The 24,471-nt window shown below is 72.2% G+C and carries 21 protein-coding genes, 1 pseudogene and 1 riboswitch; of the genes and pseudogenes, 8 read left to right on the top strand and 14 right to left on the bottom strand.

Going from position 1 to position 24,471, the window contains the following annotated elements; translation table 11 throughout:
• The first annotated feature begins 402 nt into the window (after positions 1-402).
• From Vau01_RS01980 to Vau01_RS01965, 4 genes are all read left to right on the top strand, one after another.
• The gene (locus Vau01_RS01980) at positions 403-1,392 is read left to right on the top strand and encodes a LysM peptidoglycan-binding domain-containing protein (protein WP_203986346.1); all 990 of its coding nucleotides are present in this window, start codon (positions 403-405) and stop codon (positions 1,390-1,392) included.
• Between the two features lie 319 nt (positions 1,393-1,711).
• Positions 1,712-2,248, top strand: coding sequence for a transcriptional regulator NrdR (gene nrdR / locus Vau01_RS01975; protein ID WP_203986343.1), 537 nt, complete (start codon positions 1,712-1,714; stop codon positions 2,246-2,248).
• 153 nt (positions 2,249-2,401) lie between these two features.
• Entirely contained in the window at positions 2,402-5,227 is a 2,826-nt protein-coding gene (locus tag Vau01_RS01970; RefSeq protein WP_373320153.1) for a vitamin B12-dependent ribonucleotide reductase, read from the top strand.
• Between the two features lie 83 nt (positions 5,228-5,310).
• Positions 5,311-5,901, top strand: coding sequence for a hypothetical protein (locus Vau01_RS01965; protein ID WP_203986340.1), 591 nt, complete (start codon positions 5,311-5,313; stop codon positions 5,899-5,901).
• A gap of 78 nt (positions 5,902-5,979) precedes the next feature.
• Here the strand turns inward: Vau01_RS01965 and Vau01_RS01960 are convergent.
• From Vau01_RS01960 to Vau01_RS01915, 10 genes and pseudogenes are all read right to left on the bottom strand, one after another.
• Positions 5,980-6,810 (bottom strand): annotated as a pseudogene (locus Vau01_RS01960) (ECF transporter S component); the annotation flags it as partial.
• Between the two features lie 70 nt (positions 6,811-6,880).
• Positions 6,881-8,479 carry an ABC transporter ATP-binding protein gene (locus tag Vau01_RS01955; RefSeq protein WP_203986334.1) on the bottom strand — a complete coding sequence of 533 codons (1,599 nt, stop codon included), beginning with the start codon at positions 8,477-8,479 and terminating at the stop codon, positions 6,881-6,883.
• Positions 8,476-9,579 (bottom strand): CbiQ family ECF transporter T component, encoded by a 1,104-nt coding sequence (locus Vau01_RS01950; RefSeq protein ID WP_203986331.1) that lies wholly within the window; start codon positions 9,577-9,579, stop codon positions 8,476-8,478. The genes Vau01_RS01955 and Vau01_RS01950 overlap by 4 nt, the downstream gene beginning before the upstream one ends.
• Positions 9,543-10,445: an SCO2322-related protein gene (locus Vau01_RS01945; RefSeq protein WP_239151226.1), complete on the bottom strand. Its 903-nt coding sequence runs from the start codon at positions 10,443-10,445 to the stop codon at positions 9,543-9,545. The genes Vau01_RS01950 and Vau01_RS01945 overlap by 37 nt, the downstream gene beginning before the upstream one ends.
• The gene (locus Vau01_RS01940; protein ID WP_203986328.1) at positions 10,442-11,809 is read right to left on the bottom strand and encodes a prenyltransferase/squalene oxidase repeat-containing protein; all 1,368 of its coding nucleotides are present in this window, start codon (positions 11,807-11,809) and stop codon (positions 10,442-10,444) included. The genes Vau01_RS01945 and Vau01_RS01940 overlap by 4 nt, the downstream gene beginning before the upstream one ends.
• Before the next feature lie 12 nt (positions 11,810-11,821).
• Positions 11,822-12,295, bottom strand: coding sequence for an SCO2322-related protein (locus Vau01_RS01935; RefSeq protein ID WP_203986326.1), 474 nt, complete (start codon positions 12,293-12,295; stop codon positions 11,822-11,824).
• Between the two features lie 14 nt (positions 12,296-12,309).
• The gene (locus tag Vau01_RS01930; RefSeq protein WP_203986322.1) at positions 12,310-13,377 is read right to left on the bottom strand and encodes a peptidase; all 1,068 of its coding nucleotides are present in this window, start codon (positions 13,375-13,377) and stop codon (positions 12,310-12,312) included.
• 81 nt (positions 13,378-13,458) lie between these two features.
• Positions 13,459-13,609, bottom strand: a riboswitch (cobalamin riboswitch).
• A gap of 21 nt (positions 13,610-13,630) precedes the next feature.
• A complete protein-coding gene (cbiQ, locus tag Vau01_RS01925) occupies positions 13,631-14,392 on the bottom strand; it encodes a cobalt ECF transporter T component CbiQ (protein WP_203986320.1) in 762 nt (253 codons plus the stop codon).
• Positions 14,392-14,742: a PDGLE domain-containing protein gene (locus tag Vau01_RS01920; protein WP_203986318.1), complete on the bottom strand. Its 351-nt coding sequence runs from the start codon at positions 14,740-14,742 to the stop codon at positions 14,392-14,394. Before Vau01_RS01920 ends, cbiQ begins: the two co-directional genes overlap by 1 nt.
• 64 nt (positions 14,743-14,806) lie before the next feature.
• Entirely contained in the window at positions 14,807-15,490 is a 684-nt protein-coding gene (locus Vau01_RS01915; RefSeq protein WP_373320152.1) for an energy-coupling factor ABC transporter permease, read from the bottom strand.
• A 188-nt stretch (positions 15,491-15,678) separates the two neighbouring features.
• Between Vau01_RS01915 and Vau01_RS01910 the strand changes: the two genes are divergently transcribed.
• The gene (locus Vau01_RS01910) at positions 15,679-16,143 is read left to right on the top strand and encodes a GNAT family N-acetyltransferase (protein WP_239151241.1); all 465 of its coding nucleotides are present in this window, start codon (positions 15,679-15,681) and stop codon (positions 16,141-16,143) included.
• A gap of 16 nt (positions 16,144-16,159) precedes the next feature.
• On the opposite strand, the gene Vau01_RS01905 is transcribed toward Vau01_RS01910, so the two are convergent.
• Positions 16,160-16,840 carry an iron-dependent transcriptional repressor DtxR gene (locus Vau01_RS01905; RefSeq protein WP_203986314.1) on the bottom strand — a complete coding sequence of 227 codons (681 nt, stop codon included), beginning with the start codon at positions 16,838-16,840 and terminating at the stop codon, positions 16,160-16,162.
• A 53-nt stretch (positions 16,841-16,893) separates the two neighbouring features.
• On the opposite strand from Vau01_RS01905, the gene Vau01_RS01900 reads away from it, so the two are divergent.
• From Vau01_RS01900 to Vau01_RS01890, 3 genes are read left to right on the top strand one after another with little or no spacing between them, the layout of a single operon-like run.
• Positions 16,894-17,745: a sulfurtransferase gene (locus Vau01_RS01900; protein WP_239151225.1), complete on the top strand. Its 852-nt coding sequence runs from the start codon at positions 16,894-16,896 to the stop codon at positions 17,743-17,745.
• Positions 17,742-18,911, top strand: a complete 1,170-nt coding sequence (locus Vau01_RS01895; protein ID WP_203986312.1) for an acetoin utilization protein AcuC — start codon at positions 17,742-17,744, stop codon at positions 18,909-18,911. The genes Vau01_RS01900 and Vau01_RS01895 overlap by 4 nt, the downstream gene beginning before the upstream one ends.
• Before the next feature lie 4 nt (positions 18,912-18,915).
• Positions 18,916-21,378 carry a bifunctional acetate--CoA ligase family protein/GNAT family N-acetyltransferase gene (locus Vau01_RS01890; protein ID WP_203986310.1) on the top strand — a complete coding sequence of 821 codons (2,463 nt, stop codon included), beginning with the start codon at positions 18,916-18,918 and terminating at the stop codon, positions 21,376-21,378.
• A gap of 78 nt (positions 21,379-21,456) precedes the next feature.
• Here the strand turns inward: Vau01_RS01890 and sigB are convergent, their stop codons facing one another.
• The 3 genes from sigB to Vau01_RS01875 all read right to left on the bottom strand — a co-directional run bounded on the left by sigB (position 21,457) and on the right by Vau01_RS01875 (position 24,459).
• Positions 21,457-22,482, bottom strand: a complete 1,026-nt coding sequence (gene sigB / locus Vau01_RS01885; RefSeq protein WP_203986309.1) for an RNA polymerase sigma factor SigB — start codon at positions 22,480-22,482, stop codon at positions 21,457-21,459.
• 112 nt (positions 22,483-22,594) lie between these two features.
• Entirely contained in the window at positions 22,595-23,017 is a 423-nt protein-coding gene (gene dtd / locus Vau01_RS01880; RefSeq protein ID WP_203986307.1) for a D-aminoacyl-tRNA deacylase, read from the bottom strand.
• The gene (locus Vau01_RS01875) at positions 23,014-24,459 is read right to left on the bottom strand and encodes a DUF7782 domain-containing protein (RefSeq protein ID WP_203986616.1); all 1,446 of its coding nucleotides are present in this window, start codon (positions 24,457-24,459) and stop codon (positions 23,014-23,016) included. Before Vau01_RS01875 ends, dtd begins: the two co-directional genes overlap by 4 nt.
• Positions 24,460-24,471: the final 12 nt, after the last annotated feature.

Raw genomic sequence — 24,471 nt, 5'->3', positions numbered from 1 at the left:
CCGTCTGGCCGCTGGCCCCGCTCCGCCGATCCGGGTTGGGGCGCGCCGGGGTGGGGCACGCCCCGGCTCTGCGCGCCGGCGGCGCGGTCGTCGGCTGTCACGTCGTCCTCCCTTGGGGTTGACCGGCTGATCGTTCGCGTCGACCGGCCGGCGAAGTGTTGCGCACGATCCGTGATTGTGGATCACAAGCTAACCCTCCGGTACGACAGTTTCAAACATCTGTTCTACGCGGCGCGTCGTGTCGGCCAGTTTTTGTCGTACCCGTCTGGTAAACCATCGTACGGGCGTGCGATCGAACTTCTGTTCGACGCGCTGTGCGATTTCCGGAGGTACACGATGGCGGAGCCGGGTCGGGCGAACCAACAACCACAGGGCGGGCGGGGTGCGCGGTGCGCTGCCCCGGTGCTTCCGCTTACGCGCGGGCGCCGGGCGCGGCGGTCACGGGCGGCCGCCGGATCGGCCGGGTGGGCGCGAGACGGGATCGTCGAGCGCCACCTGCGCCTGGTCGCGTGGGAGGGCGAGGCGTACCCGGCACCGCGGCGCCCCGCCGACGACGGGCAGCGGCGCCATGCCAACCGCGGCACCGACTGGCTGGGAGACCGCTTTGGGGGCGACGGCGCGGGCGGGCGCTCGGGTCTCTGGGGCGATGTGACGGATGAGCGCCCCGCCGACCGGGCCATTTCCCGGACGTACGGCGGTGCCGGCGCGGTCGAGCGACCCGAAGGCGCGGCAGAACGGGCTGACGACGCGGTCGAGCGGGATGGCGATGAGGCAGGAGCCGGGCCGGGTGCTGCGGTTGAGGTCCGCGCGGGTTCGGCGGGGCAGCGGCAGCGTTCCGGCGTGACCGACGCGCGGCGGCCCGGTGGAGCGGAGGAGCGGGGTTCCCGTGCGGCCGGCGCGCGGCGGCCCGGTATGGCGGAAGAGCGGCGTTCCGGCGTGGCGGGGGACGGGCGGCCCGGTGCAGCGGAGACCAGGTCGTCCCGTGCGGCGGGTGCGGGGCGGCCCGGTGTGGCAGAACGGCCCGGTGGAGCGGAGACCCGGAGCGCCCGTGCGGCGGGCGCGCGGCGGCCCGCTGTGGCGGGGGGGCGGCGGCCCGGGCGGCGGCCGGTCCGGCTCACCCGGCGGGGGCGGTTGGTGGTGTTGGCGCTGGTGCTGCTGTTCACCGGCGCGTTGGTCGGGTTTCTCAGCGCCGTGCCCGGGCAGGCGGCGGATCCGCCCAGGCCCGCCGTCACGGCGGTGGTGCAGCCGGGCGACACGTTGTGGTCGTTCGCGGAGCGGAACCTGCCCGGGTGGCAGCCGAGGGCGGGCGTGGCCGAGTTGAGGAAGCTGAACGACCTCGAAGGGTATGTGATCCACCCCGGTCAGCGACTGGCGTTGCCGGCCCGTCGGTGAGGGATGTGTCAGGTGGGTCATCTTCGGGTGTTCGGCTTGCGTCGGCGTCCGCGGCGGCCTAACGTCGACCCCTAGATGTAGTAGTTACAAGGGTGTAAGTCGTCCACAGGTTGTGGAGGAGTACCCACAGCTTCTGCACAGAGTTATCCACAGCGCCGGCCCCGGTGAGCCGGGTGGCGCTCGGTTCGGCATGCCCGCTGCGGGGTTTCGGGTGTGTGGATGACGTGCAGGGGCGCCGCGGACGGGTCGTTGTGACATAGGCGACACAGCGGGCTTGTCGTGACGGGCGAGACAGACGAGCGCACCAGGGAGGTCGGTCATGCGCTGCCCATACTGCCGGCACCCGGACTCCCGGGTCGTCGACTCCCGCGAGGCCGACGACGGTCAGCTGATCCGGCGACGCCGGTCGTGCCCGGAGTGCAGCAAGCGGTTCACCACCGTCGAGGAGGCGGTGTTGGCGATCGTGAAGCGCAGCGGCGTCACTGAGCCTTTCAGCCGTATCAAGATCATGTCTGGGGTGCGCAAGGCGTGCCAGGGGCGGCCGGTGACCGATGACGCGATCGCGGTGCTCGCCGAGAAGGTGGAGAGCACGATCCGGGCCCGGGGGACCGCCGAGGTGCCCAGCAACGAGGTCGGGCTCGCGATTCTCGGCCCGCTCCGCGACCTCGACGAGGTGGCCTACCTGCGGTTCGCGAGCGTCTACCGCTCGTTCGAGTCGCTGGAGGACTTCGAGCGCGAGATCGCGACCCTCCGCGACGCGGCGATCAGCCGGATAGAGGCGACCAGAGCCGAGAAGAGCGGCACAGCCGAGAAGAACGGCAACGCCGAGAAGATCGGCGCCGCGCCGAAGGCGTGAACCGGCCCGCGCGGCCACCGACAGAGACACGAAGAGCAGAAGACCATGACCAGCGAACAACCAGAGGGGGCCAGCCTGATGGCGGGGGAGAGCACGACCAAGGGGTCGACCGCACCGGCAGCCGGCAGCACGTCCAACGGCAACGGCAACGGAATCGTCAGCGCGCGTACCGGGGGGAAGCGCGCGGCGAACGGTAACGCGTCCGCTAAGGGCTTGAAGATCAACCGGGTGTGGACCACCGCGGGTGTCCACCCGTACGACGAGGTCACCTGGGAGCGTCGGGACGTCGTGATGACGAACTGGCGCGATGGCTCGATCAACTTCGAGCAGCGCGGGGTCGAGTACCCCGACTTCTGGAGCATCAACGCCGCCAACATCGTCACCACGAAGTACTTCCGGGGTGCGGTGGGTACGTCGGAGCGCGAGTGGAGCCTCAAGCAGCTCATCGACCGGGTGGTCAAGACCTACCGCGCGTCCGGTGAGGCGAACGGCTACTTCGCCAGCCCGGCCGACGCCGAGGTGTTCGAGCACGAGCTCACCTGGATGCTGCTGCACCAGGTGTTCAGCTTCAACTCGCCGGTCTGGTTCAACGTCGGCACGGCGTCGCCGCAGCAGGTGAGCGCGTGCTTCATCCTCGCCGTCGACGACTCGATGGACTCGATCCTCGACTGGTACAAGGAAGAGGGCCTGATCTTCAAGGGCGGCTCGGGCTCCGGGGTGAACCTGTCCCGCATCCGCGCGTCCAAGGAACTGCTCAGCAGCGGCGGCACCGCAAGCGGTCCGGTGAGCTTCATGCGCGGCGCCGACGCGTCCGCCGGAACCATCAAGTCGGGCGGCGCCACGCGCCGCGCGGCGAAGATGGTGATCCTCGACGTCGACCACCCCGACGTGGAGGAGTTCATCGAGACCAAGGCGCGCGAGGAGAACAAGATCCGCGCCCTGCGCGACGCCGGGTTCGACATGGACCTCGGCGGCTCCGACATCGTCAGCGTGCAGTACCAGAACGCCAACAACTCGGTGCGCGTCTCCGAGGAGTACATGACGGCGGTCGAGAAGGGCACCGACTTCGCGCTGCGGGGCCGGCTCGACAACAAGCCGATCGAGAGCATCGACGCGCGGACGCTGTGGCGGAAGCTCGCCACCGCCGCGTGGGAGTGTGCCGACCCCGGCATCCAGTACGACGACACGATCAACGCGTGGCACACCTGCCCGGAGACCGGCCGCATCACCGCGTCGAACCCGTGCAGCGAGTACATGCACCTCGACAACTCGTCGTGCAACCTGGCCAGCCTGAACCTGATGAAGTTCGTCGGGTCCGACGGCTCGTTCGCGGTCGAGCGGTTCGTGAAGTCCGTCGAGCTGGTGATCACCGCGATGGACATCTCGATCTGCTTCGCCGACTTCCCCACCGAGAAGATCGGCGTCACCACGCGCGCCTACCGTCAGCTGGGCATCGGCTACGCCAACCTGGGCGCGCTGCTCATGGCAAGCGGCCTCGCGTACGACAGCGACGGTGGTCGGTCGCTCGCCGCCGCGATCACGTCCGTGATGACGGGCACCGCGTACCGCCGCTCCGCCGAGCTGGCCGGCGTCGTGGGCCCGTACGAGGGCTACGCCCGGAACGCCAAGGCGCACACGCGGGTCATGCGCAAGCACGCCGCCGCCAACGCCTCGGTCGTCCCGAACGGAGACATCGACGGCGCGCTGCTGGCCGCGTCGACCCAGCAGTGGCAGAAGTGCCTGGAGATCGGCGAGCGCAACGGCTGGCGCAACGCGCAGGCCAGCGTCCTCGCGCCGACCGGCACGATCGGCCTGATGATGGACTGCGACACCACCGGGGTCGAGCCCGACCTCGCGCTGGTGAAGTTCAAGAAGCTGGTCGGCGGCGGATCGATGCAGATCGTCAACCAGACCGTGCCGCGGGCGCTGCGCAACCTGGGCTACCAGGAGGAGCAGGTCGAGGCGGTCGTCGAGTACATCGCCGAGCACGGTCACGTCGTCGACGCGCCGGGGCTGCGCCAGGAGCACTACTCGGTGTTCGACTGCGCGATGGGCGAGCGGTCGATCGCGCCGATGGGCCACGTGCGGATGATGGCCGCGATCCAGCCGTTCATCTCGGGCGCGATCTCGAAGACCGTGAACATGCCCGAGTCGGCCACGGTCGAGGAAGTCGAGAACATCTACTTCCAGGGCTGGAAGCTCGGCCTCAAGGCACTGGCGATCTACCGCGACAATTGCAAGGTCGGCCAGCCGCTGTCGGCCGGCAAGTCCGCCAAGAAGGACGTGGAGAAGGCCGAGCCGGAGAAGGTCATCGAGTACCGGCCGGTGCGCAAGCGGCTGCCGAAGAAGCGGCCCAGCCAGACCGTGTCGTTCTCGGTCGCCGGCGCCGAGGGCTACCTCACCGCGTCGTCGTACCCCGACGACGGCCTCGGCGAGGTCTTCCTCAAGATGTCGAAGCAGGGCTCCACGCTCGCCGGCGTGATGGACGCGTTCTCGGTGGCCATCTCGATCGGCCTCCAGTACGGGGTGCCGCTGGAGACGTACGTCAGCAAGTTCACCAACATGCGGTTCGAGCCGGCCGGTATGACCGACGACCCCGACATCCGCATGGCGACCTCGGTGATGGACTACATCTTCCGGCGCCTGGCCCTCGACTTCCTGCCCTACGACGACCGCGCCGACATCGGCATCTTCACCGCGGCGGAGCGGGCCCAGCAGGTCCGCGAGGAGGCCGGCGAGGCCGATATGGCCGCGATCGCCGCGTCCGCACCGGTCGAGGCCCCGACGCCGGCACCCGTGCCGGTGGCGGAGGTCAAGGAGACGCCGGTCAAGCGCGTCGGTTCGTCGACGGAACTGCTGGAAGCCGTGCAGGGCAAGGCCGCCGACGCGCCGCTGTGCTTCACCTGCGGCACGAAGATGCGCCCGGCCGGCAGCTGCTACGTGTGCGAGGGCTGCGGCTCCACGAGCGGCTGCAGCTGATCGAAACCTGTCACCCCGGACACTCACCAACACGGTGGGCGTCCGGGGTGCCATCGGCCCGGTGTGGGCACTAGCGTGACCGCGTGAGGTTGCGAGCCGCGCTGCTGTGCCTCGTCGTCGGTGCCGCCGGGGGCGGACTGCTGGCGGGCTGCGGCGACGATGATCCGCAGGCGGGCAGGGAACCCCAGGCGGGGAGCATCGCCGTGCCGGCCCGCGGCGCCGGGCGTCCCGCCGCGTCGGCCGCCGGCGGGGCCTGCCAGCTGCTCGACTTCTACGCGGTGGAGCAGTTCGTCGGGGTGACGTTCGAAGTGGCGGCCGCCGCCCAGAAGGATGCCACCACCACCTGCGTCCTGCAGCGCGGCGCCGTCGCGTACCCGGACCTGACGCTCGCGGTCACCCCGACCACCGTCGCGGCGGCGGCGTTCAAGTCGGCCGCGGCCCCGCCCGGCGCCGGCGACGTGGCCGCCCTCGGCCAGGCCGCCTACCAGTTGGTGCGGCCGGCGACCGGCACGGATCCGGCCGGCCCCGGGCCGGCGGTCGAGATCGGCTGGCTGAGCAAGAAGAAACAACTCATGGTGGTGCGGTACCGGCTGGCCGGCGACAAACCGCAGACCGACGCCCAGGCGGTGACCCCGCAGGTGATCGAACTCGCGAAGTTCCTCGAGCCGGCCTGAGAGCCGTTCTCAGAGCCGTTCTCAGAGCCGTTCTCAGAGCCGTTCTCAGAGCCGGCCTCGAGAGCCGGTCTAAGACCTGAAGGTCACCGGCGCGTCGAAGGCGGCCCGGCGGTTGGCCCGGCGCAAGGTGCCGAGCACCGCCGTACCCAGCACGGCGACCGCCGCCCCGTTGGTGATCGCCCGGCCGGTGTCCCACCCCAACGACGACGTCGTGACCGTGAACAGCACAAAACGGTGCAGATTAGACAGCAACGGCGCACCCGCCACGTACGACAACTGCGTGTCGGCGGCCGCGCTGAACGGCCAGAACCACATGTTCATCGCGAACCCGTACGCGTAGGCGCTCACCGCCGCGTAGCCGGCCAGCATCGCGATCTCGGCCCGCCCCGTGACGCGGCGCGGCAGGAACCCGGCGCCCAGCCCCACCCACGACGCGGCCAGCATCTGGAACGGCAGCCACGGGCCGACACCGGCGGTGAGCAGGGCCGAACTGAACAGCGACGTCGAGCCGAGCAGGAACCCGAAGCCGGGGCCGAACACCCGGCCGGCGAGCACGAGCAGGAAGAACACCGTCTCGATGCCGGCGGTGCCGGCGCCGAGCGGCCGCAGCGCCGCGTTGATCGCGGAGAGGACGCCGAGCATCGCCAGCGCCTTGGTGTCGAGGCCGCCGCTCGTGAGTTCGGCGATGACGACGGCGACCAGCACCGGCAGGATCACCGCGAAGATCAACGGCGCCTCTGCGGTGCGGGCGATCGCCTCCGGCCGGGCCGGCACGAACAGGGGCCAGAAGAACGCGGCGAGGCCGGCCAGCGAGGCGAGCGCCAGTACGAACGCGGTGCGCGGAGAAAGCAGCGAAAGCGGAGACCGCGGAGAACGCGGAGACCGCGGAGACCGGCGCAGCACGCTCATGCATCGCTCCGCTGCGCTCCGCGACGCATGAGCCTAAGCACTGAGTTGATGATTCGCTCGCTGCGCTCGCTCATGCCAACGCCGAAGCAACGTCGGTGACGGTCAGCCACGGCAGCGGGTGCAGGATCTTCGCGGTCTGCGGGGCGAACGTCGGCGACGCCACGACCACCTCGGCCGTCGGCCCGTCGGCGACCACCTCGCCCTGCGCCATCACCACGACCCGGTCGGCGAGCGCGGCCACCAGTTCGACGTCGTGGGTGGCGACCACCACCGCGGCGCCGCGCGCCGCGAGGTCGCGCACGATGTCCGCGAACCGGCGCTTGGTCGGATAGTCCAGGCCACGCGTGGGTTCGTCGAGGAGGACGACCGACGGCGCGGCCGTCAACTGGACCGCGAGCACGAGCGCGAGCCGCTGCCCCTCCGACAGGTCGCGCGGGTGCCGGTCGTCGGCGATGCCGGGGACGAGCCGGTCGAGCAGCGCGCGGCAAACGCCCGCGTCGGAACCCGATTCGCGGTCCGCGGCAGTGCATTCCGCCGCGACCGTGTCGAGGTAGAGCAGGTCGGCCGGGGTCTGCGGCACCAGCCCGACCCGTCGCCGGGCCTGCGCCGGCGCCAGGCGCGCCGGATCCGCGCCGTCGACGTCGACCGTGCCCCGCTGCCGGGCACCCGCGCCCTGCACCGCCCACAGCAGCGAGGACTTCCCGGACCCGTTGCGGCCCATCAACGCCACCACCTCGCCCGCGCGCAGGTCGAGATCGATCCGGTTCACGGCCACCAGATCGCCGTACCGCACGACGACGCCGCGCGCGGTCAGCCGCGGCTCGCCATCGGATGGGGACCGCGCCGGCGGATTGCCGCCGGCCAGCCGCTCGCGCAGGGAGGAAGCCCGGCGGCGGGCGTCGCGGACCGAGAGCGGCAGCGGGTCCCAGCCGGCGAGCCGGCCCAGTTCCACGATCGGCGGCGCGATCGCCGTCGTCGCCAGAACAGCAGCGGGCGGACCGTCGACGACCGTGCCGTCGCCGGGCAGGTACAGCATCCGGTCGGCGTACTGCACGACACGCTCCAGGCGGTGCTCGGAGATCAGCACGGTGATGCCGAGATCGTGGACCAGCCGGGTGACGGCGGCGAGCACGTCCTCGGCGGCCGTGGGGTCGAGCGCCGAGGTGGGTTCGTCGAGCACGATGACGCGCGGGTGCGCGGTGAGCACGGCCCCGATCGCGACGCGCTGCTGCTGGCCGCCGGAGAGCGTCCGCAGGGGACGGTTCCGCAGCTCGGCGATGCCGAGCAGGTCGAGCGTCTCCTCGACGCGCTTGCGCATCGTCGACGCCGGGACGCCGAGCTGCTCCATCCCGTACGCCAGTTCCTCCTCGACCGTGTCGGTGACGAACCCGTGCAGCGGGTCCTGCACCACCATGCCGACCACGTCGGCCAGCTCCCGCGGCGGAAAGTCCCGGGTGTCGCGGCCGTCGACGACCACTCGCCCGGCCAGCGTCCCGCCGGTGAAGTGCGGCACCAGCCCGTTCACGGCCCGCAGCAGCGTCGACTTGCCGGCGCCGGTCGCACCGGTGACCAGGCACAGCTCGCCCTCGTCGATGGTCAGGGACACATCGCGGACAACGGCCTCGGTGGCCTCGTGATAAGTGACGCTCACCCGGTCGAAAATGATCATGAGGGGACCGGTGGGGGCGTGACGACTCCCGGCAGCGCGGCCAGCGTGATCGCCGCGGCGGGCAGCGGGGCCAGCGCCGGCCAGGTGAGCGGGCTCAGCGACGGGTACAGGTTGCCCGGGTCGAGCGAGACCGTGGCGAACAGCAGCGCACCGGTGCCGACGCCGCACAGCGCGGTCACCGTCTCGGGCGTGCCCCACCGGTCGGGCCGGTACCGCGTCCGCCCGATCCGCCGCCCGCCGAGCAGCATCCCTGTGACGGCCGCCGCGGCGCCCGCGAACAGCATCGGTGAACCGAGGGCGCGGGGCGTAGTCCCGTCGAGCAGCCCGTAGACGCCGACGCACACGCCGATCAGCCCGCCGACGACCAACGTGCCGGAGGCCAACCGCACCCGGAACGGTGTGGTGCCCGCCCGGGCGTAGCCGCGCGAGTCCAGGGCCGCTGCCAGCGTCAGCGACCGGTCGAGCGCGTCGGCGAGCACCGGCAGCAGGATGGCCCGCAACGCCCGGACGCCCGCGCCCGTGCCGCCCCGCAACCGGCGCGCCCGGCGCACCCGCAGCACGCTCTCGGCCAGTTGCGGCGCCACCGACAGCGCCACGACGATCGCCGTCCCCGCCTCGTACAGGGCCGCCGGCACGAGCTTGAGCAGCCGCTTCGGGTTCGCCAGCGCGTTCGCGGCGCCGACGCAGACGACCATCGCGGCCAGCCGCATCCCGTCGTACAGGCCGGAGAGCAGTTCCTCCGCGGCCACCGGCCCGAACAACCGGATGCCCGCGGCGAACTCCGGCAGCGGAATCTCCGGCAGGGTGAAGAGGACGTGCGTCCCGCCGCCCCCGCCGAAGATCACGCGGAACAGCAACCGGCTGGCCACGATCAGCGCGCCCAGCCACAGGTACAGCCGGAACGCCAGCGCCCACGGCGCGTCGCCGCGGCGCCGGGCGACCACGAACGACGCCGCGGCGACGATCAGCGCGAGCAGGACCGGGTTGGTGGTCCGGCTCGCAGCGGTGGCGAGGCCGAGCGCCCAGATCCACCAGGCGCCCGGATGCAGGGTCCGGGGGAGGATCAAGGCTCCTCGACGGCTGACCGCTTGCGCCGCCACACCGTGATCCCCGCCGCGACCGCGAACACCAGCAGCAGGCCGACCCCGGCGAGGGTGCCGGCGGGCATCCCGGTCGAGCCGGTCGGCCGGGTGGCCACGTCGGTCGCCGGCGCGCCGGTGTCCGTTCCGCCCGGCACCGCATCGCTTGAGGCCGCACCGGAAGCACCGCCCGAGGCCGCGCCGGAGGCACCGGGCGGGCCGGGAGAGCCCGAAGCGCCGGCGGAACCGGCGGCGCCGGGTTCAGCGCCGGGTTGGGCTCCGCCGGGCTGTTGACCTCCGCCGCCGGGCTGGGCGCCGGGCTGACCACCACCGCCGGGCTGGGGTCCGCCGGGCTGCGTCCCGCCACCCGCCGGCGGCGGCGGGGCAACCGGCCGCTTCGGCGCGACGCCCGGGCGCGGCACGGTGCTTTCGGACGCCTGGCCCTTCGAGAACGACCAGCCCTCGAAGCTGCCCGACGGTGGCTTACGGTTCGCCGCGCCGAGTTGGCTGTACGTCCACGACCCACCGTCCGACGCGTGCCAGTACGACCAGTACGCCGTGACCGGCGGCGTCTTGACGCACGGCTCGGTGGCGACGGTGGGCTTACCGTCGATGCGGCAGATGAACCCCGGTCCGTCGTGGACCGTGCCGGCGACCGAGAACCCGGCGTTCTTCATCGCGCTGAGCCCGGTCGACTGATCGCCGGGAGCGCACCGGATCACCACGCCGCCGCCGAGGTCGTGGAAGTCGACCACGACCGTCACGCCGGCGGCGTCCGGGCAGTACCCCGCGGTCCCGGCCGCTTGTGCCGGCGGCGCGGCGAGGACCGCGCCGCCGAAGACCACGAGGACGACGACCGCGGCCGCGCCCAGAAACCGGCGGATCATGCCGACGACCGCCGGCGCCGCGCCGCGATCACCAGGATCGCGCCGGCCAGGATCAGGCCGAGCGCGTAGATCGCGAACCGCATCACCGGCTCACCGGTGGTCGCGAGGTTGCCGGTGGGCGTGGTCGTGGGCGTGGGCGTGGTCGTCGCCGACGCGGACGCCGACGCCGAGGCGGACGTCGACGAAGACGCCGACGCCGATGACGACGCCGAAGAAGAAGCCGACGCGGACGCCGACGGGGACGAGGACGAGGGCTCACCCGCCGGCACCTTAGAGATCTCACCGAACGGCACCTGCGCCAGCCCCAGCAGCGCCTGCGCGGACGCCCGGCGCCACTGGTCGCGGCTGGTGTCGTCGGGGGCGCCGGCGTCGAACGCCTCCTTGTCGTAGGCGATCGCACCGCGGTCGGCGCCGGCGGTCCACTGCAGCGCGGCGACCCACGCGGCCGCCTTCCCGGCCTCCTCGGAGTGCCCGGTCGCGGCGAGTGCCTGCCCGCCGAGACCGGTGCTGTTGCTGTTCTCGACCGGGACGATGAACGGATCCGGCGCCTGCGGCCCGTTCCGGAACGACCCGTTGGCCGCCTGGAGGCCGGCCAGCCAGTCGCCACCCTTGCCGGCCGCATCGTCGGAGCCAGCCGCGACCAGCGCCTGCACGGCGATCGCCGTGGCGTCGACGTCGGCCCGGCCGTCGTCGGCGCACGCCGAACCGTCGGTGGCCGGGTTGAGCCGGAATCCACCGGCCGGGCACTGCTGCTTGATCAGGAAATTGACGACGTCGGGCGGCGCCCCGCCGCTACCCGCCAGGCCCAGCACGGCGAGCGACTGGTCGAACACGTTGCTTCCGTCGCCGCCCCAGTTCTCCGGGTTGATGTCGCGGACCCGGCCCTGGTGCGGTCCGTCGGTGGCGATCAGGCCGCGGATCAGGTCGTCGAGGTCGAGGCCGAACGCCTTCGGGTCGCGGCCGGACACGACCGCGGCGAAGAGCAGTTTGGCCGTGGACCCGGCGTCGACGGTGCGGACGGTCGTGTCGACCTCCCCGTCGTCGTCGGTGTCGACGGGGATGTCGTTGATGGCGAACGTGGCCGCCTTGCGGGCGACCGCGTCGGTGACCGTCGTGACGGTCACCGCGTCGATACCGGTGGCCTTCATCGCCAGCAGGGCGTCGATGGTCAGACCCACGTCGGGGGAGAACTCGTCGCCGAACTGGTTCTGCAGAAGCCCGTCCCGCAACTGCGTGGTCAGCCAGGTCGCGGCGGTCCGGCCGGCGGCGGCGTGCTCGTTGTCGGGTGCGGCGAGCGCGGCCGTCGCCACGGTCACCCCGACGACGGAGGCGGCCGCGAGACCGGCCAGAACAGTGCGACGCATGAAACTGCCTTCCTAGGCGGGAGGGGCGATCGACGGCTGCTGGCCGGACCCGAACCGCCAGCCCTCGACCGTGCCCTGTGCCGGGTTGTACGTGCTGGCGCCGGCGGTGCTGTACGTCCAGGTGCCGCCCGGAGCGGCGTGCCAGTACGACCAGTACGCCGTGACCGGCGGGGTGTTCACGCACGGGTCCTGCGCCGCGGTGGGCTTGCCGTTGATCCGGCAGACGAACGCCAGGCCCCACCGCGTGGTGCCGGTGACGGTGAACCCGGCGCCCTGCAACGCCTGGACGCCGGTGGGCGGGTCGCCGAGCCGGCAGCCGACGACGACGCCGCCACCGAGCGGGCCGTAGTCGACGACCACGGTGACCCCGGTGCCGGGAGAGCAGGCCGCGGCGCTCGCCGGCGCGGAGTCGACGACGAGCAACGCGGTGGAGACGGCGAGGGCGGCGAGAGCGGTGGCGAGCCACCGACGTGGAACGAGTGTCATCTCAACTCCTGGGGTCAGCGGCAGGCGAGAACGGGGGCGGCGGCCCGGGAACCGGCCGCGGTGAGGGTCGCGAGGGGAGCCGCCGCGAGACCCGGCACGGCCTGTGCGGTGGCGCGGGGCGCGGTCGACGGGTCGAAACCCGTGCCGTCGCCTCTCTCGGCGACAGACCGACCGCTGCCGGTGTAGGCGATCGCGCCGCGATCGGCGGCGGCACCGGAGCAGCCGACCTGGAGGGTCAGCAGGAACGAGCGGGCCTTCAGCCAGGCGAACGGCCGGCCGGCGGCCAGCAGGGCCTGCGCGGCGAGGCCGGTGCTGTTGGCGTTGACGACGCCGGCGAAGTCGGCGAACGAACCGTCGGCTGCCTGCTTCGACGCCAGCCACCGGACGCCCGGGGCGGCGTCGGCGTACCGGCCGACCGCGATCAGCGCCTGCACGGCGAACGCGGTGGCGTCGACCTCGCTGGCGCACGTCGGCTGCTCGAACTGCACCGGGAACCCGCCGTCCGGGCAGCGGCTGGCGGCCAGGTACGCGCCCCCCGACGCGGGCGCGCCGGCGGCGGTGCGCCGCAGCGTAAGCAGCGCGAAGGACTGGGTCAACGCGTTGCTGTAGTCGCCGAACGCCGACCGGTCGGAGAACCGGCCCGACGGCGCCAGCAGGCCGCGCAGCCGGGTGATCAGGTCGACGCCGCCGAAGGCCGCCGGGTTCCGGCCGCGGACCTGCGCGGCGAACGCCGCCTTCGCGGTGGCACCCGCGTACGCCTCGGTGCCGTCGCCGATGTAGCCGGTGAGGATCTCCGGCCGGGCCAGCCAGGCGGTGGCCCTCGCGGCGTCGGCGTCGGCGACCTTCGCGGCGGCGAACGCGAGGATCGCGTCGATGGTGAGGCCCTGGTCGGGATAGGCGACGCCGTCGAAGACGACCTCGAACCGTTCGCCGTCGACGAGCTGGCGAGCGAGCCAGCCGGCCGCGGCGTCAGTGGGATTAGCCGGAATGGTGGTTGCGGCCGCAACGGGCGCGGCGGTGAAGGCGAGCGCGGCGAGTACCCCGACGAGCAGGGTGACGGCGCGGTGCCGGCGGACAGCCATGAGGCGGGCCTCTCCGGCCCTGGTTGTCAAAAGGGCCGGTACGACCCGGCGGCTTCCGACCCGTGGGCCACGACGGGTGTTGGTGGAACACGCACGTGGACGGGTACTCGGGCTCGCGACGAACACGCAGTGTTCGCCGCCTACCGTTGCGGGCCAGCGCCGGAATTCGACCGGACTTCCCCCATCAACGCACGGCTATCGAGTTGTGACAGTCATCCTGCTGATGCTGGGAGCCCGCTGTCAACGGCGCAGGTCACACCAGGAATGCGGCGGCGGCCACGATAACGGCCGATATCGGGAGCACCGCGGCGGACAACCATTGGCCGGCGGTTGCCGGTGCGCGGTCGGGAGCCGGCAGCCGGCCGGCGTACCCGCGCGACACCATCGCGAGATAGACCCGCTCGCCCCGCTCGAACGCGCGGAGGAACAGCGTGCCGACGCTCGCGGCGAACGCCCGGACCTGCCAGACGAAGCGCGGATCGTAGCCCCGGGAGAGCCGGGCCACGTGCATCCGGCGCGCCTCGGCACCGATCACGTCGAGGTAACGCAGCATGAACGTGGCGATCTGCACCACGATCTGCGGGCAGCGCAACCGGTCGAGGCCCGCGATCAGGTCGCGCATCAGGGTGGTGGCGGCCAGCAGCAGCGACGCGAGGACGCCGAGCGTGCCCTTGGCGACGATGTTCCACGCGCCGTACAGCCCGTCGACCGACAGCGACAGGCCGAGCCAGGTGACCCGCTCACCGCCGCCGGCGAACGGCAGCACCACCGCGAGCAGCACGAACGGAAGCTCGATGGTGGCGCGCTTGACCAGCCACCACGCGGGCACCCGGCCGAGCACCGCCACCGGCACCAGCAGCAGCGCGTACCCGCCGAACGCCCACAGGTAGTGCCGCGGCGTGGCGACCACGACGATCGTGAACGCCACCATCGCGGCGATCTTCACCTCGGGCGGGAGGCGGTGCAGCGGGCTCGCCCGGTCGAGGTACAGCGGATGGGCGTGCCCGGCGCCCATTAATGCGCCGGTTCCCGGGTGCGCCGCCGCACCAGCCAGAAGACGCCGGCACCGATCCCGAACGTGACCAGCACGCCGAGCACGCCGGACAGGCCGGTCGACAGGTACTCGTTGCCGATGCCCTTGATGCCGTAGTCGGCGAGCGGGCCACCGCCCAGTTGGTGCTCCTGCTCGTTCTGGGCCATGCAGGTGCCGCCGGTGATGTTGCCGTCGGCGTCGAACGTGCAGCCCTCGCGGGCCGCGGAGTCCAGCCCGTCGGGGCTCGACGACGCGAAACTGCTCACCACGCCGGCCAGCAGCAACGAGACCAGCAGCCCGCCAAGCAGAAAGAAGCCCAGTTTTTTATTCACGCTGTGCCTCTCAAAGCAAAGGACAAAAGCCTGCGGCACGAGCGCCTACGCTTCGCTCCGGCACTCATGCCGCACTCTCCACCAGGACCGGCGCGCCCGACCGGAACCGGCGCAGCGCGTAGACGACGTCGGGCCGCACCCGGGCGACCGTGGCCACCGTGGTGGCGGCGATGAGCCCCTCACCGATGCCGATGAGCAGGTGCGAGCCGGCCATCGTGGCGGAGATCGTGGCCAGCGACAGCTCGGTGGTGCCGCCGAGCGCGTACTGCAGCACGAAGCCCTGCGACGCGACCACGACGCTGACCACCGAGGCGATGAACGCGGCGGTCGCCGCGCCACCGACGGTCTTCGGCAGCACCCGCATCAGCACCACGATCAGCAGGTAGGCGGCCGCCGTACCGAGCAGCGCCATGTTGGTGATGTTCAACCCCAGCGCGGTGAGGCCGCCGTCGGCGAACAACAGGCACTGGACCACCAGCACGGTCGCCACGCACAGGGCGCCGACCCACGGGCCGACGAGCATGGCGGCCAGCGCGCCGCCGAGCAGATGCCCGGAGACGCCCGGCAGCACCGGGAAGTTGAGCATCTGCACCGCGAAGATGAACGCCGCCACCAGCCCGGCGACGGGCGCGAGCCGGTCGTCGAGGTCCTGCCGGGCGAGAAGGACGCAGAACGCGAGCCCGACCGCGGCGATGATGGCGAAAACTGCGGAGACGGGGCCGTTCACGATGCCGTTGGCAATGTGCATCGCTTCGGTGGTTATGGGGGCGTCCACGGCGTCCTCCCTGGGTAGATCGCGTCGCCAGCATATTGCCGTTCTGCCGTTGTTGCATAGATCGGGCAATAAGCGCGCGTGTGAATGCGGTCATGAGGACATTCGTGGCTGCCCGCCAGACTGGATGGGTGTCAGAACACGACAGGGTCGCCGTCGCGACGATGGGTGACGAACACGCCACCGAGGTCATCGACATCTACCGGCTCGGCATCGCCACCGGCCACGCCACGTTCGAGACCGAGCCGCCGGCGTGGGAGCGGTTCGTCGCGACGAAGGGCCACCGGTACGTCGCGGTGAAGAACGACCGGGTGCTGGGCTGGGTGGCGTGCGGACCGACGTCGAGCCGGGACGTGTACGCGGGAGTGGTGGAGCACTCGGTGTACGTCCACCCGGACGCCCGCGGCCTGGGCGTGGGACGCACGCTGCTCGGCACGCTCATCGAATCGACCGAGCGCGCCGGGATCTGGACCATTCAGGCGGCCGTGTTCCCGGAGAACACGGCCAGCCTGGCACTGCACGTCGCCTGCGGGTTCCGGGCGGTCGGAACCCGCGAGCGGATCGCCCGCCACCACGGCACCTGGCGCGACGTCGTACTGATCGAACGCCGCAGCCCCGTGGTGGCCTGACTACCGCGCGGCCGCGCTAGCGCTCGGCCGTGACGAACACGCGCGACGCCACCTCGCGGGGCAGGCGCACCTGCTCATCGCCCCGGTCTATGCGCACCGAGTCGCGCTCCTGCGCGACGGTGACCTTCGCACCCGGGCCGACGCCCGCGATGTGGAGCAGCCGCAGCACGTCGGCGTCGGTCTGCACGCTCTCGCAGATGCGGCTGACCACCACCTGGCCACCGAGGCCGGGGAACGCGAGGTTGCGTTCGCCGTCGGTCGGCTCGTCGTGGGGCAGCCCGTCGAACTCGTCGAGCCCGGGGATGGGGTTGCCGTACGGGGAACGGGTGGGACGGCCGAGCAGCTCGTACACGCGCTTCTCGACGCTGTCGCTCATGACGTGTTCCCAGCGGCAGGCCTCGCCGTGGGCCTCCTCGTAGGGCAGCCCGATGACGTTGACCAGCAGCAGCTCGGCGAGCCGGTGCTTGCGCATCACCGCGACCGCGTACGTGCGGCCGTGGTCGGTGAGCCGGAGCATGCGGTCACCCTCGACGACGAGCAGCCCGTCTCGCTCCATGCGGGCCACGGTCTGGCTGACGGTGGGGCCGCTCTGGTGCAGCCGCTCGGCGATGCGCGCGCGCCGCGGCTGGACCCCCTCCTCCTCCAGCTCGAGGATGGTTCGTAGGTACATCTCTGTGGTGTCGACCAGGTCATTCACAGCCTTGCCTCCCGGGTGGGAATGGTACCCGCTGGGTAGGACAGACTGGTGTGGTGAACCCGCTGATCGACGTCTCGGAGCTGGCCACCGCCCTCGCGTCGGCCGCGCCGCCCCTGGTGTTCGATGTCCGGTTCCCGCCGGCGAGTTCCGGCCGGGCCGCCTACCAGGAGGAACACGTTCCCGGCGCGGTGTTCCTCGATCGCGACGCGGTGCTCGCCGGTCCGCCCGGAACCACGCCCGGCCCCACCGGCGGCCGGCATCCGCTGCCCGATCCGGCCGCGCTCCAGGAGGCCCTGCGCGACCTCGGACTGACCGCGGATCACCCGGTGGTGGTGTACGACGAGGGCGCGCCACCGGTCGGGTCGGCCGCCCGGGCCTGGTGGATCCTGCGCTGGGCCGGTCACCCCGACGTACGCCTGCTCGACGGCGGCTTCGCCGCATGGAAGAACGAGGGCCGGCCCACGGAGACGGCGACGGTGGAGAGGCCACGGGGCGACTTCACCGTCCGTCCCGGATCGATGCCGGTGCTCGACGCGGCCGGCGCCGCCGAACTCGCCCGCACCGGCGCATTGCTCGACGCCCGCGTCGCGGTGCGCTTCCGTGGCGAGGAGGAGCCGCTCGACCCGATCGCCGGCCGCATTCCCGGCGCCGGGAACCTGCCGCTCGGCGACGTCGTCCGGGCCGACGGCCGGTTCCGCCCGGCCGCCGAGCTACGTCCGAAGATCGAAAAGCTCATCGGTGACGCGGACAGCGTCGGCACGTACTGCGGCTCCGGGATCACGGCGGCGCACACCGCGCTCGCGATCACGGCCGCCGGGTACGAGACGCCGGCCCTGTACGTGGGCAGCTGGAGCGAGTGGATCACCGACCCGAACCGTCCGATCGCGAAGGGACCGGCGACATGACCCTCGTGCTGTGGGACGAGTCGATGCTCGGCTACAACCTGGGCGACCACCCGCTCGACCCGGTGCGGCTGGAACTCACCATCGCGCTGGCCCGCGACCTCGGCGTGCTCGACCGGGCCGGCGTCACCGTCGAGAAGCCGGCGCCGGCCACCGATCAGGAGATCATGACCGTGCACACGGCCGAGTACGTCGACGCCGTCAAGAAGGCGGGCAGCTCGACGGACTTCACCGGCTACGGCTTCGGCTCGGCCGACAACCCGGTGTTCCCGCGCATGCACGAGGCCAGCGCGCTGGTGTGCGGGGCCACCCGGCGGGCGGCCGAGGCGGTGTGGTCGGGGGAGACGAAGCGCGCGGTCAACGTCGCGGGCGGCCTGCACCACGCGATGCCCGGCTACGCCTCGGGCTTCTGCGTCTACAACGACCCGGCGGTGGCGATCAAGCGGCTGCTCGAACTCGGCGCCGAACGGGTCGCCTACGTCGACATCGACGTGCACCACGGCGACGGCGTGCAGGAGGTCTTCTACGACGACTCCCGCGTGCTCACGATCAGCCTGCACGAGTCACCGATGGTTCTGTTCCCCGGCACCGGTTTTCCGGCCGAGACCGGCGGCGAGGGCGCCGAGGGCTTCGCGGTGAACGTCGCCCTGCCGCCCGGCACCGGCGACGCCGGCTGGCTGCGCGCGTTCCACGCCGTGGTGCCCGGGCTGCTGCGGGCGTTCCGACCGCAGGTCCTGGTGACCCAGTGCGGCGCCGACGCCCACCGGCTCGACCCGCTGGCCCACCTGCAGCTCACCGTCGACGGGCAGCGGGCCGCCTACCTGGCCCTGCGCGACCTCGCCGAGGAGCTCACCGACGGCCGGTGGGTGGCCACCGGCGGCGGCGGGTACGCGCTGGTCGAGGCCGTGCCCCGGGCCTGGACGCACCTGCTCGCCGTCGCCACCGGCGACCCGCTCGACCCGGCCACGGCCACCCCGGAGACCTGGCGCGAACTGGCCCGGACCCGCTTCCCGGACCGGGAGATCCCGACCACGATGACCGACGGCAGCCGGGCGCTGTACGAGCAGTGGCAGCCCGGCGGCGAGGGCAGCACCGACCGCGCGATCACCGCCACCCGCAACGCGGTCTTCCCGTTGCACGGCCTCGACCCGCACGATCCGAGAGACTGACCCCATGAAGCCGGCCGACGTGGTTCTGTCTGACGGCTCCACCGTGCGGCTGCGGCAGATCGAGCCGGTCGACGCCGACGCGATCGTCGAGATGCACAGCCGGTTCTCCGAGCGCACCCGCTACTTCCGTTACTTCTCGCCGTACCCGCGCATCCCGCCGCGCGACCTGGAGCGGTTCACCACCGTCGACCACCACGACCGCGAGGCGATCGTCGCCGAGTCCGGTGGTGACCTGATCGCGGTGGCCCGGTACGAGCGGCTCGGCGCGGGCGCCGACGAGGCCGAGGTCGCGTTCGTGGTCGAAGACGCCCACCAGGGCCGCGGGCTCGGCTCGGTGATGATGGAGCACCTGGCCGCCCGGGCCCGCGAGGAGGGCATCGTCCGGTTCGTCGCCGAGGTGCTGCCGGCGAACGCCCGCATGATCCGCACGTTCACCGAGGCCGGCTACGAGGTCGCCCGCCAGTACGCCGACGGCGTCGTGCACCTGACGTTCCCGATCGCGACCACCAGCCGGTCGTTGTCGGTGCAGTGGCGCCGCGAGCAGCGGGCCGACGCCCGGTCGGTGGCCCGCCTCCTCAACCCGCGTGGAGTGCTGGTGTACGGCGCCCGCGCCGACGGCACCGGGCTGGGCGCCGCGGTCCTCCGCCACCTCGTGGCCGCCGGATTCACCGGTCCCATCCACCCCGTGCATCGGCGGGCGAAGCGGATCGGCGGGCTTCCCGCCGTCCCGAAACCGCCGGAAGGCGAGGCCGACCTTGCGGTGATCGCGGTGCCCGCGCCCGGCGTGGCCGAGGTCGTCGCGGAGTGCGCGGCCGCCGGCGTCACCGGCCTGGTGGTGATCTCGGCCGGATTCGACAAGCCGTTGCGCGACGACCTCGTGCGCCTGGTCCGCGACCGCGGCATGCGGCTGGTCGGCCCGGCCGGCCTCGGCGTCGCGAACACCGCGATCGGCCTGAACGCGACGCTGGCGCCGGCCCTGCCGGTTCCCGGCCGGGTCGGTTTCTTCAGTCAGTCGGCCGCGCTGGGCATCGCGCTGCTCGCGGCGGCGGGGGCGCGCGGCATCGGGCTGTCGACGTTCGTCTCGGCCGGCGACCGCGCCGACGTCTCCGGCAACGACCTGTTGCAGTACTGGCGCGACGACCCGCAGACCGACGCGGTGCTGCTCTACCTGGAGACGTTCGGCAACCCGCGCAAGTTCACCCGCATCGCCCGCGAACTGACCCGGCACAAGCCCGTGGTGGCCGTCGCGGCGGCGAAGGGCGAGTTCGGGGCCGCGTTGTTCGCGTCGTCCGGCGTGATCCGGGTCGACACGGTCGCCGAACTGTTCGACGTGGGCGCGCTGGTGGCCAGCCAGCCGCTGCCGGCCGGGTCGCGGCTCGGCGTGGTCGCCGACGCCGAGGTGTTCGGTCTGCTGGCGGCCGCCGCGGCGCCCGCCGCGGGCCTGGCGGTCACGTCGGTGCGGCCCTATTCGGGTGACGCGGTGAGCGCGGCCGTCGCCGACCCGGCCGTCGACGCCGTTCTGGTGGCGTACGCGCCGGTCTCGCCGGACGCGCCGCCGCTCGTGCTCGACGTGGGTGACGCGGACAAGCCGATCATCGCGGTCTATCCCGGGCCCGGCTCCGCGGTCGGGCGGGTGCCGGTCTACCCGTCGGTCGAGGAGGCGGTGCGGGCGCTCGGCAAGGTCGCGGCGTACGCCGCGTGGCGGCGCGATCCGGCCGGCGTCTTCGACGAGGTGACGGTCGACCGCGCGGCCGCCGCCGCGGTGATCGGGTCGGAGGACGGCTGGACCGGCTCCACCCCCGGCGTCGACACGAGGGCCGGCGACCTGATCGCCGCCTACGGCATCGAGATGGTGGCGGGCCAGCGGGTCGGCGGCGACCCGGACGCGGTCGCGGCGGTCGCCGAGATGCTCGGGCTGCCGGTTGCCCTGAAGGTGGCCGCCACCCCGTGGCGGCACCGGTTCGACCTGGGCGCGGTGCGGCTGAACCTCGGCACCGTCGACGAGGTGGTGCGCGCCCACGCGGAACTCCAGGACCGCTTCGGCACGGCGGTCGAGGTGGTGGTGCAACGCATGGCGCCACCGGGGGTGCCCTGCGTGGTCAAGGTGGTCGACGACCCCGCGTTCGGCCCGGTTGTCGGGTTCGGCCTGGGCGGCCTGGCCACCGACCTGCTGGGCGACCTGGCCTGGTGCCCCGCCCCGCTGACCGACCGGGACGCCGCCCGCCTCCTGCGCGGCCCGCGGGCGGCCCCGCTCCTGCACGGCTACCGCGGCACCCCACCGGTCGACGTGGCCGCGCTCAGCGACCTGCTGATCCGGGTCGGCCACCTGGCCGACGACCAGGTGCGGTTGGCCTTCCTCGAACTGAACCCGGTACTCGCGCACGAGCGCGGCCTGTCGGTTCTGTACGCCGAGGCCCAGGTGGGCCCACCCGCGTCGCGCCCGGACACCGGCCCCCGCCGGCTTTGAGTGCCCAAACGCGATCTTGGACTCCCGTACACGCCGCCATGGCGTGTCTGAGAGTCCAAGAACTCGCTAGGAGTTGGGTCAGCTGGCGTAGGCCTCCAGGCGCTTGGCGCGGGACGGGTGGCGGAGCTTCAGCAGGGTGACCTTCTCGATCTGGCGGATGCGCTCGCGGCTCAGGCCGAACTCGCGGCCGACCTCGTCGAGGGTGCGCTGGCGGCCGTCGTCGAGGCCGAAGCGGAGGCGGATGACGGCCTGCTCGCGCTGGGACAGGGTCGACAGGACGATCTCGACCTCGGAGCGGAGCATGCCGCTGGTGACGCTGTCAGCCGGCTCCTCGCGCGGGTCGATGCGGGCGACGAAGTCACCGAGGGCGCTCTCGCCGTCGGCGCCGACGGCCTGGTCGAGGCTGACCGGCTCGCGGTCGTAGGAGATCAGTTCGAGGACCTGGTAGTCCTGCATGCCGAGGGCGGTGGCCAGTTCGGCGATCGACGGGTCGCGGCCGAGCGCGGTGCTCAGGTCGCGACGGGCCCGGACCATCTTGTTGACCTGCTCGACCATGTGCACCGGGATGCGGATGGTGCGGGCCTGGTCGGCCATGGCGCGGGTGATGGCCTGGCGGATCCACCAGGTGGCGTAGGTGGAGAACTTGTAGCCCTTGGTGTAGTCGAACTTCTCGACGGCCCGGATGAGGCCGAGGTTGCCTTCCTGGATGAGGTCGAGGAACGCCATGCCGCGGCCGGTGTAGCGCTTGGCGATCGACACCACGAGCCGGAGGTTCGCCTCCAGCAGGTGGGCCTTGGCGGCCTTGCCCTCGCGGACGATCGTCTGCAGGTCGGCCCGCAGGTCGGCGTCGTCGATCTCGATGTTGCCGTAGGTGCCGCGGGTGAGGCACTCGTCGGCGAAGAGCCCGGCCTCGATGGCGCTGGCCAGCTCGACCTCCTGCGCGGCGGTGAGGAGCTTGGTGCGGCCGATACCGTTCAGGTACGCGCGGACCAGATCGGCGGACACCCCACGCTCGCCGGCGTCGTAGTCCATGTCTGAAACCTCGTCGGCAACCGCGCCCTCAGCCGAAGCATCGAAGTCCTGGTTGCTGGTCGGCTGTGCCATCTTGCTCGCCTCCCCCGTCTGCGGGATCTGTCTCGTCGTTGGTGAGGACAGCTTGCCCGCCGAGAGGTGAAGGGGGAGTGAGCCGAAAGGCTAGGTGGCACGAATCTGGTAGTCAGATGTCCAACACGATCGTCCGCGGTCCGACATTGACCGATTCGACCAACATGTGCATGCGGAAACGGCCCGTCTCCACGTGTGCTCCGCGCTCACGGAGCGCAACCACTAAGTCGTTAATCAATGGCTCCGCCTGCTCCGGGCGGGCCGCCGCGATCCAGCTCGGCCGCCGGCCCTTGCGGACGTCGCCGTACAGCGTGAACTGGCTGATTACCAGGAGTGGCGCCCCGGTTTCAGCCGCCGACTTCTCGTCGTCCAGGATGCGCAGTTCATGGATTTTGCGGGCCATCGTCCGGGCCTTTTCCGGCGAATCGTCGTGCGTGACCCCGACAAGCACGAGTAGGCCGTCGGCAATTTCGCCGACAACCGCGTCATCGACCGTGACCGACGCCTTGCTCACCGTCTGTATAACCGCTCTCACCGAGCCGGCTCCAGGTAGCCGCGCTCGACCAAATGGGCCACCAACGGCCCCGCCGCCTCCGCGAGAACGGCGGAATCGACGTCGTTCGCCAACGCCAGTAGCTCGACCTGATCGCCCAGGGTCAGCGTCCCGTCACAGCCGCCGACGAGCGCGAGCGTCACCGGGTCGATGTCGTCGACCCAGTGCAGCCCCGTGGTGAGCGCCAGCCGCTGCCGGACGACCTGCCAGCCGTCGCCGTCGCGAACCGCGTCCTGGCGCAGCGTCAGCCCCTCGGCCGCCCGGAGCCGCGCGCCGAGCAGCGACTCGAACGGATGCGCCCGCAACCAGTCCTGACGCGCGAACCACGCCGCCACATGCTCGCCGAACGGCTGCTCCACCTGCTGGCGCAGATCCTCCAGCCGCACGGTCGGGTCGTCGTGGCCGCCGGCCCGCAGCGTGATCAGCCCCAGCCCGACGCCCTCGATCTTGTGCGCGTCGAACCAGTCGAGCCACTCGATCCGCCGGGACGAGTCGGCTGTTCCCGCATCCGACAACCACAGGTTCACGTACGCCACCGGGTCGGAGACCTCGCGCTGGATCACCCACGCGTCGAGGCCGGTGCCGGTGAGCCAGCCGTTCACCCGGTCCTCCCAGTCCTCGCCGGCGACGTGCGCCCAGTTCGCGAGGAACTGCATGGTGCCGCCGTCGGCCAGCAGGCCGGGCGCCAGCCGGACCAGCTCGGCGCACACCTCGTCGCCCGGCCGCCCGGAGTCGCGGTAGGTGTGGGTCGCTCCGCCCTCGAAGGAGCCGGGCCCGACCACGAACGGCGGGTTGCTCACCACCAGGTCGAACCGCTCGCCCCGCACCGGCCCGGCGAGATCGCCGAGCCGGAGATCCCATTCGAGATCATTGAGCGCCGCGGTGGTCGCGGCGAACCGCAACGCGCGGTCCGATACATCCGTTGCGGTGACGCTGTGAGCGTGCCCGGACAGGTTCAGCGCCTGGACACCGCAGCCCGTGCCCAGATCGAGGGCGCTGTCGACCGGCTCCCTGATCGTGGCCTGGGCGAGCGTCGAGGACGCGCCACCCACCCCGAGCACGTGGTCGGAGGCCAGCGGCACCCCCGGCCGGAGCGCCGCCGACAGGTCGGAGATCACCCACCAGTCGCCGTACGGCTCCAACTCGACGGCCGCGCGCACGCGGTCCCCGTCCCTTTCAAAGAGTGAAGCCTGGACCGGCACCGCGGCCTTGACCACCGACTCGCTCTCGCTCTGCCCGCAGATGAACAGGCGGATCAGCGTGGCCAGCGGATCGCGGTCGGCGGTGGCGCGCAACGCCGGACGGTAGTCGCCGCGCTGGATGGCCTGCACGGCGGCGGCGCCGAGCCGGTTGGCAATGCCGGTGCCGGTGTAGTCGGCGGCGACGAGCGCGGCGCGGAGCTCCTCGATGCCGGCGGGGTCCATGAGCGGTCGGGT

This window comes from Virgisporangium aurantiacum (genome assembly GCF_016863635.1).
Taxonomy (GTDB): Bacteria; Actinomycetota; Actinomycetes; order Mycobacteriales; family Micromonosporaceae; genus Virgisporangium; species Virgisporangium aurantiacum.
The sequence above is the reverse complement of the archived record's forward strand: the minus strand, read 5'-3'. Positions and strand labels throughout refer to the sequence as shown.

Coding starts and splice junctions, on each gene's coding strand:
- nrdR (WP_203986343.1), top strand. CDS start 1,712: ATGCGCTGCCCATACTGCCGGCACCCGGACTCCCGGGTCGTCGACTCC.
- Vau01_RS01955 (WP_203986334.1), bottom strand. CDS start 8,479: ATGATCATTTTCGACCGGGTGAGCGTCACTTATCACGAGGCCACCGAG.
- Vau01_RS01945 (WP_239151226.1), bottom strand. CDS start 10,445: ATGATCCGCCGGTTTCTGGGCGCGGCCGCGGTCGTCGTCCTCGTGGTC.
- Vau01_RS01940 (WP_203986328.1), bottom strand. CDS start 11,809: ATGCGTCGCACTGTTCTGGCCGGTCTCGCGGCCGCCTCCGTCGTCGGG.
- Vau01_RS01935 (WP_203986326.1), bottom strand. CDS start 12,295: ATGACACTCGTTCCACGTCGGTGGCTCGCCACCGCTCTCGCCGCCCTC.
- Vau01_RS01930 (WP_203986322.1), bottom strand. CDS start 13,377: ATGGCTGTCCGCCGGCACCGCGCCGTCACCCTGCTCGTCGGGGTACTC.
- cbiQ (WP_203986320.1), bottom strand. CDS start 14,392: ATGGGCGCCGGGCACGCCCATCCGCTGTACCTCGACCGGGCGAGCCCG.
- Vau01_RS01915 (WP_373320152.1), bottom strand. CDS start 15,490: ATGCACATTGCCAACGGCATCGTGAACGGCCCCGTCTCCGCAGTTTTC.
- Vau01_RS01910 (WP_239151241.1), top strand. CDS start 15,679: ATGGGTGACGAACACGCCACCGAGGTCATCGACATCTACCGGCTCGGC.
- Vau01_RS01895 (WP_203986312.1), top strand. CDS start 17,742: ATGACCCTCGTGCTGTGGGACGAGTCGATGCTCGGCTACAACCTGGGC.
- Vau01_RS01890 (WP_203986310.1), top strand. CDS start 18,916: ATGAAGCCGGCCGACGTGGTTCTGTCTGACGGCTCCACCGTGCGGCTG.
- sigB (WP_203986309.1), bottom strand. CDS start 22,482: ATGGCACAGCCGACCAGCAACCAGGACTTCGATGCTTCGGCTGAGGGC.
- Vau01_RS01875 (WP_203986616.1), bottom strand. CDS start 24,459: ATGGACCCCGCCGGCATCGAGGAGCTCCGCGCCGCGCTCGTCGCCGCC.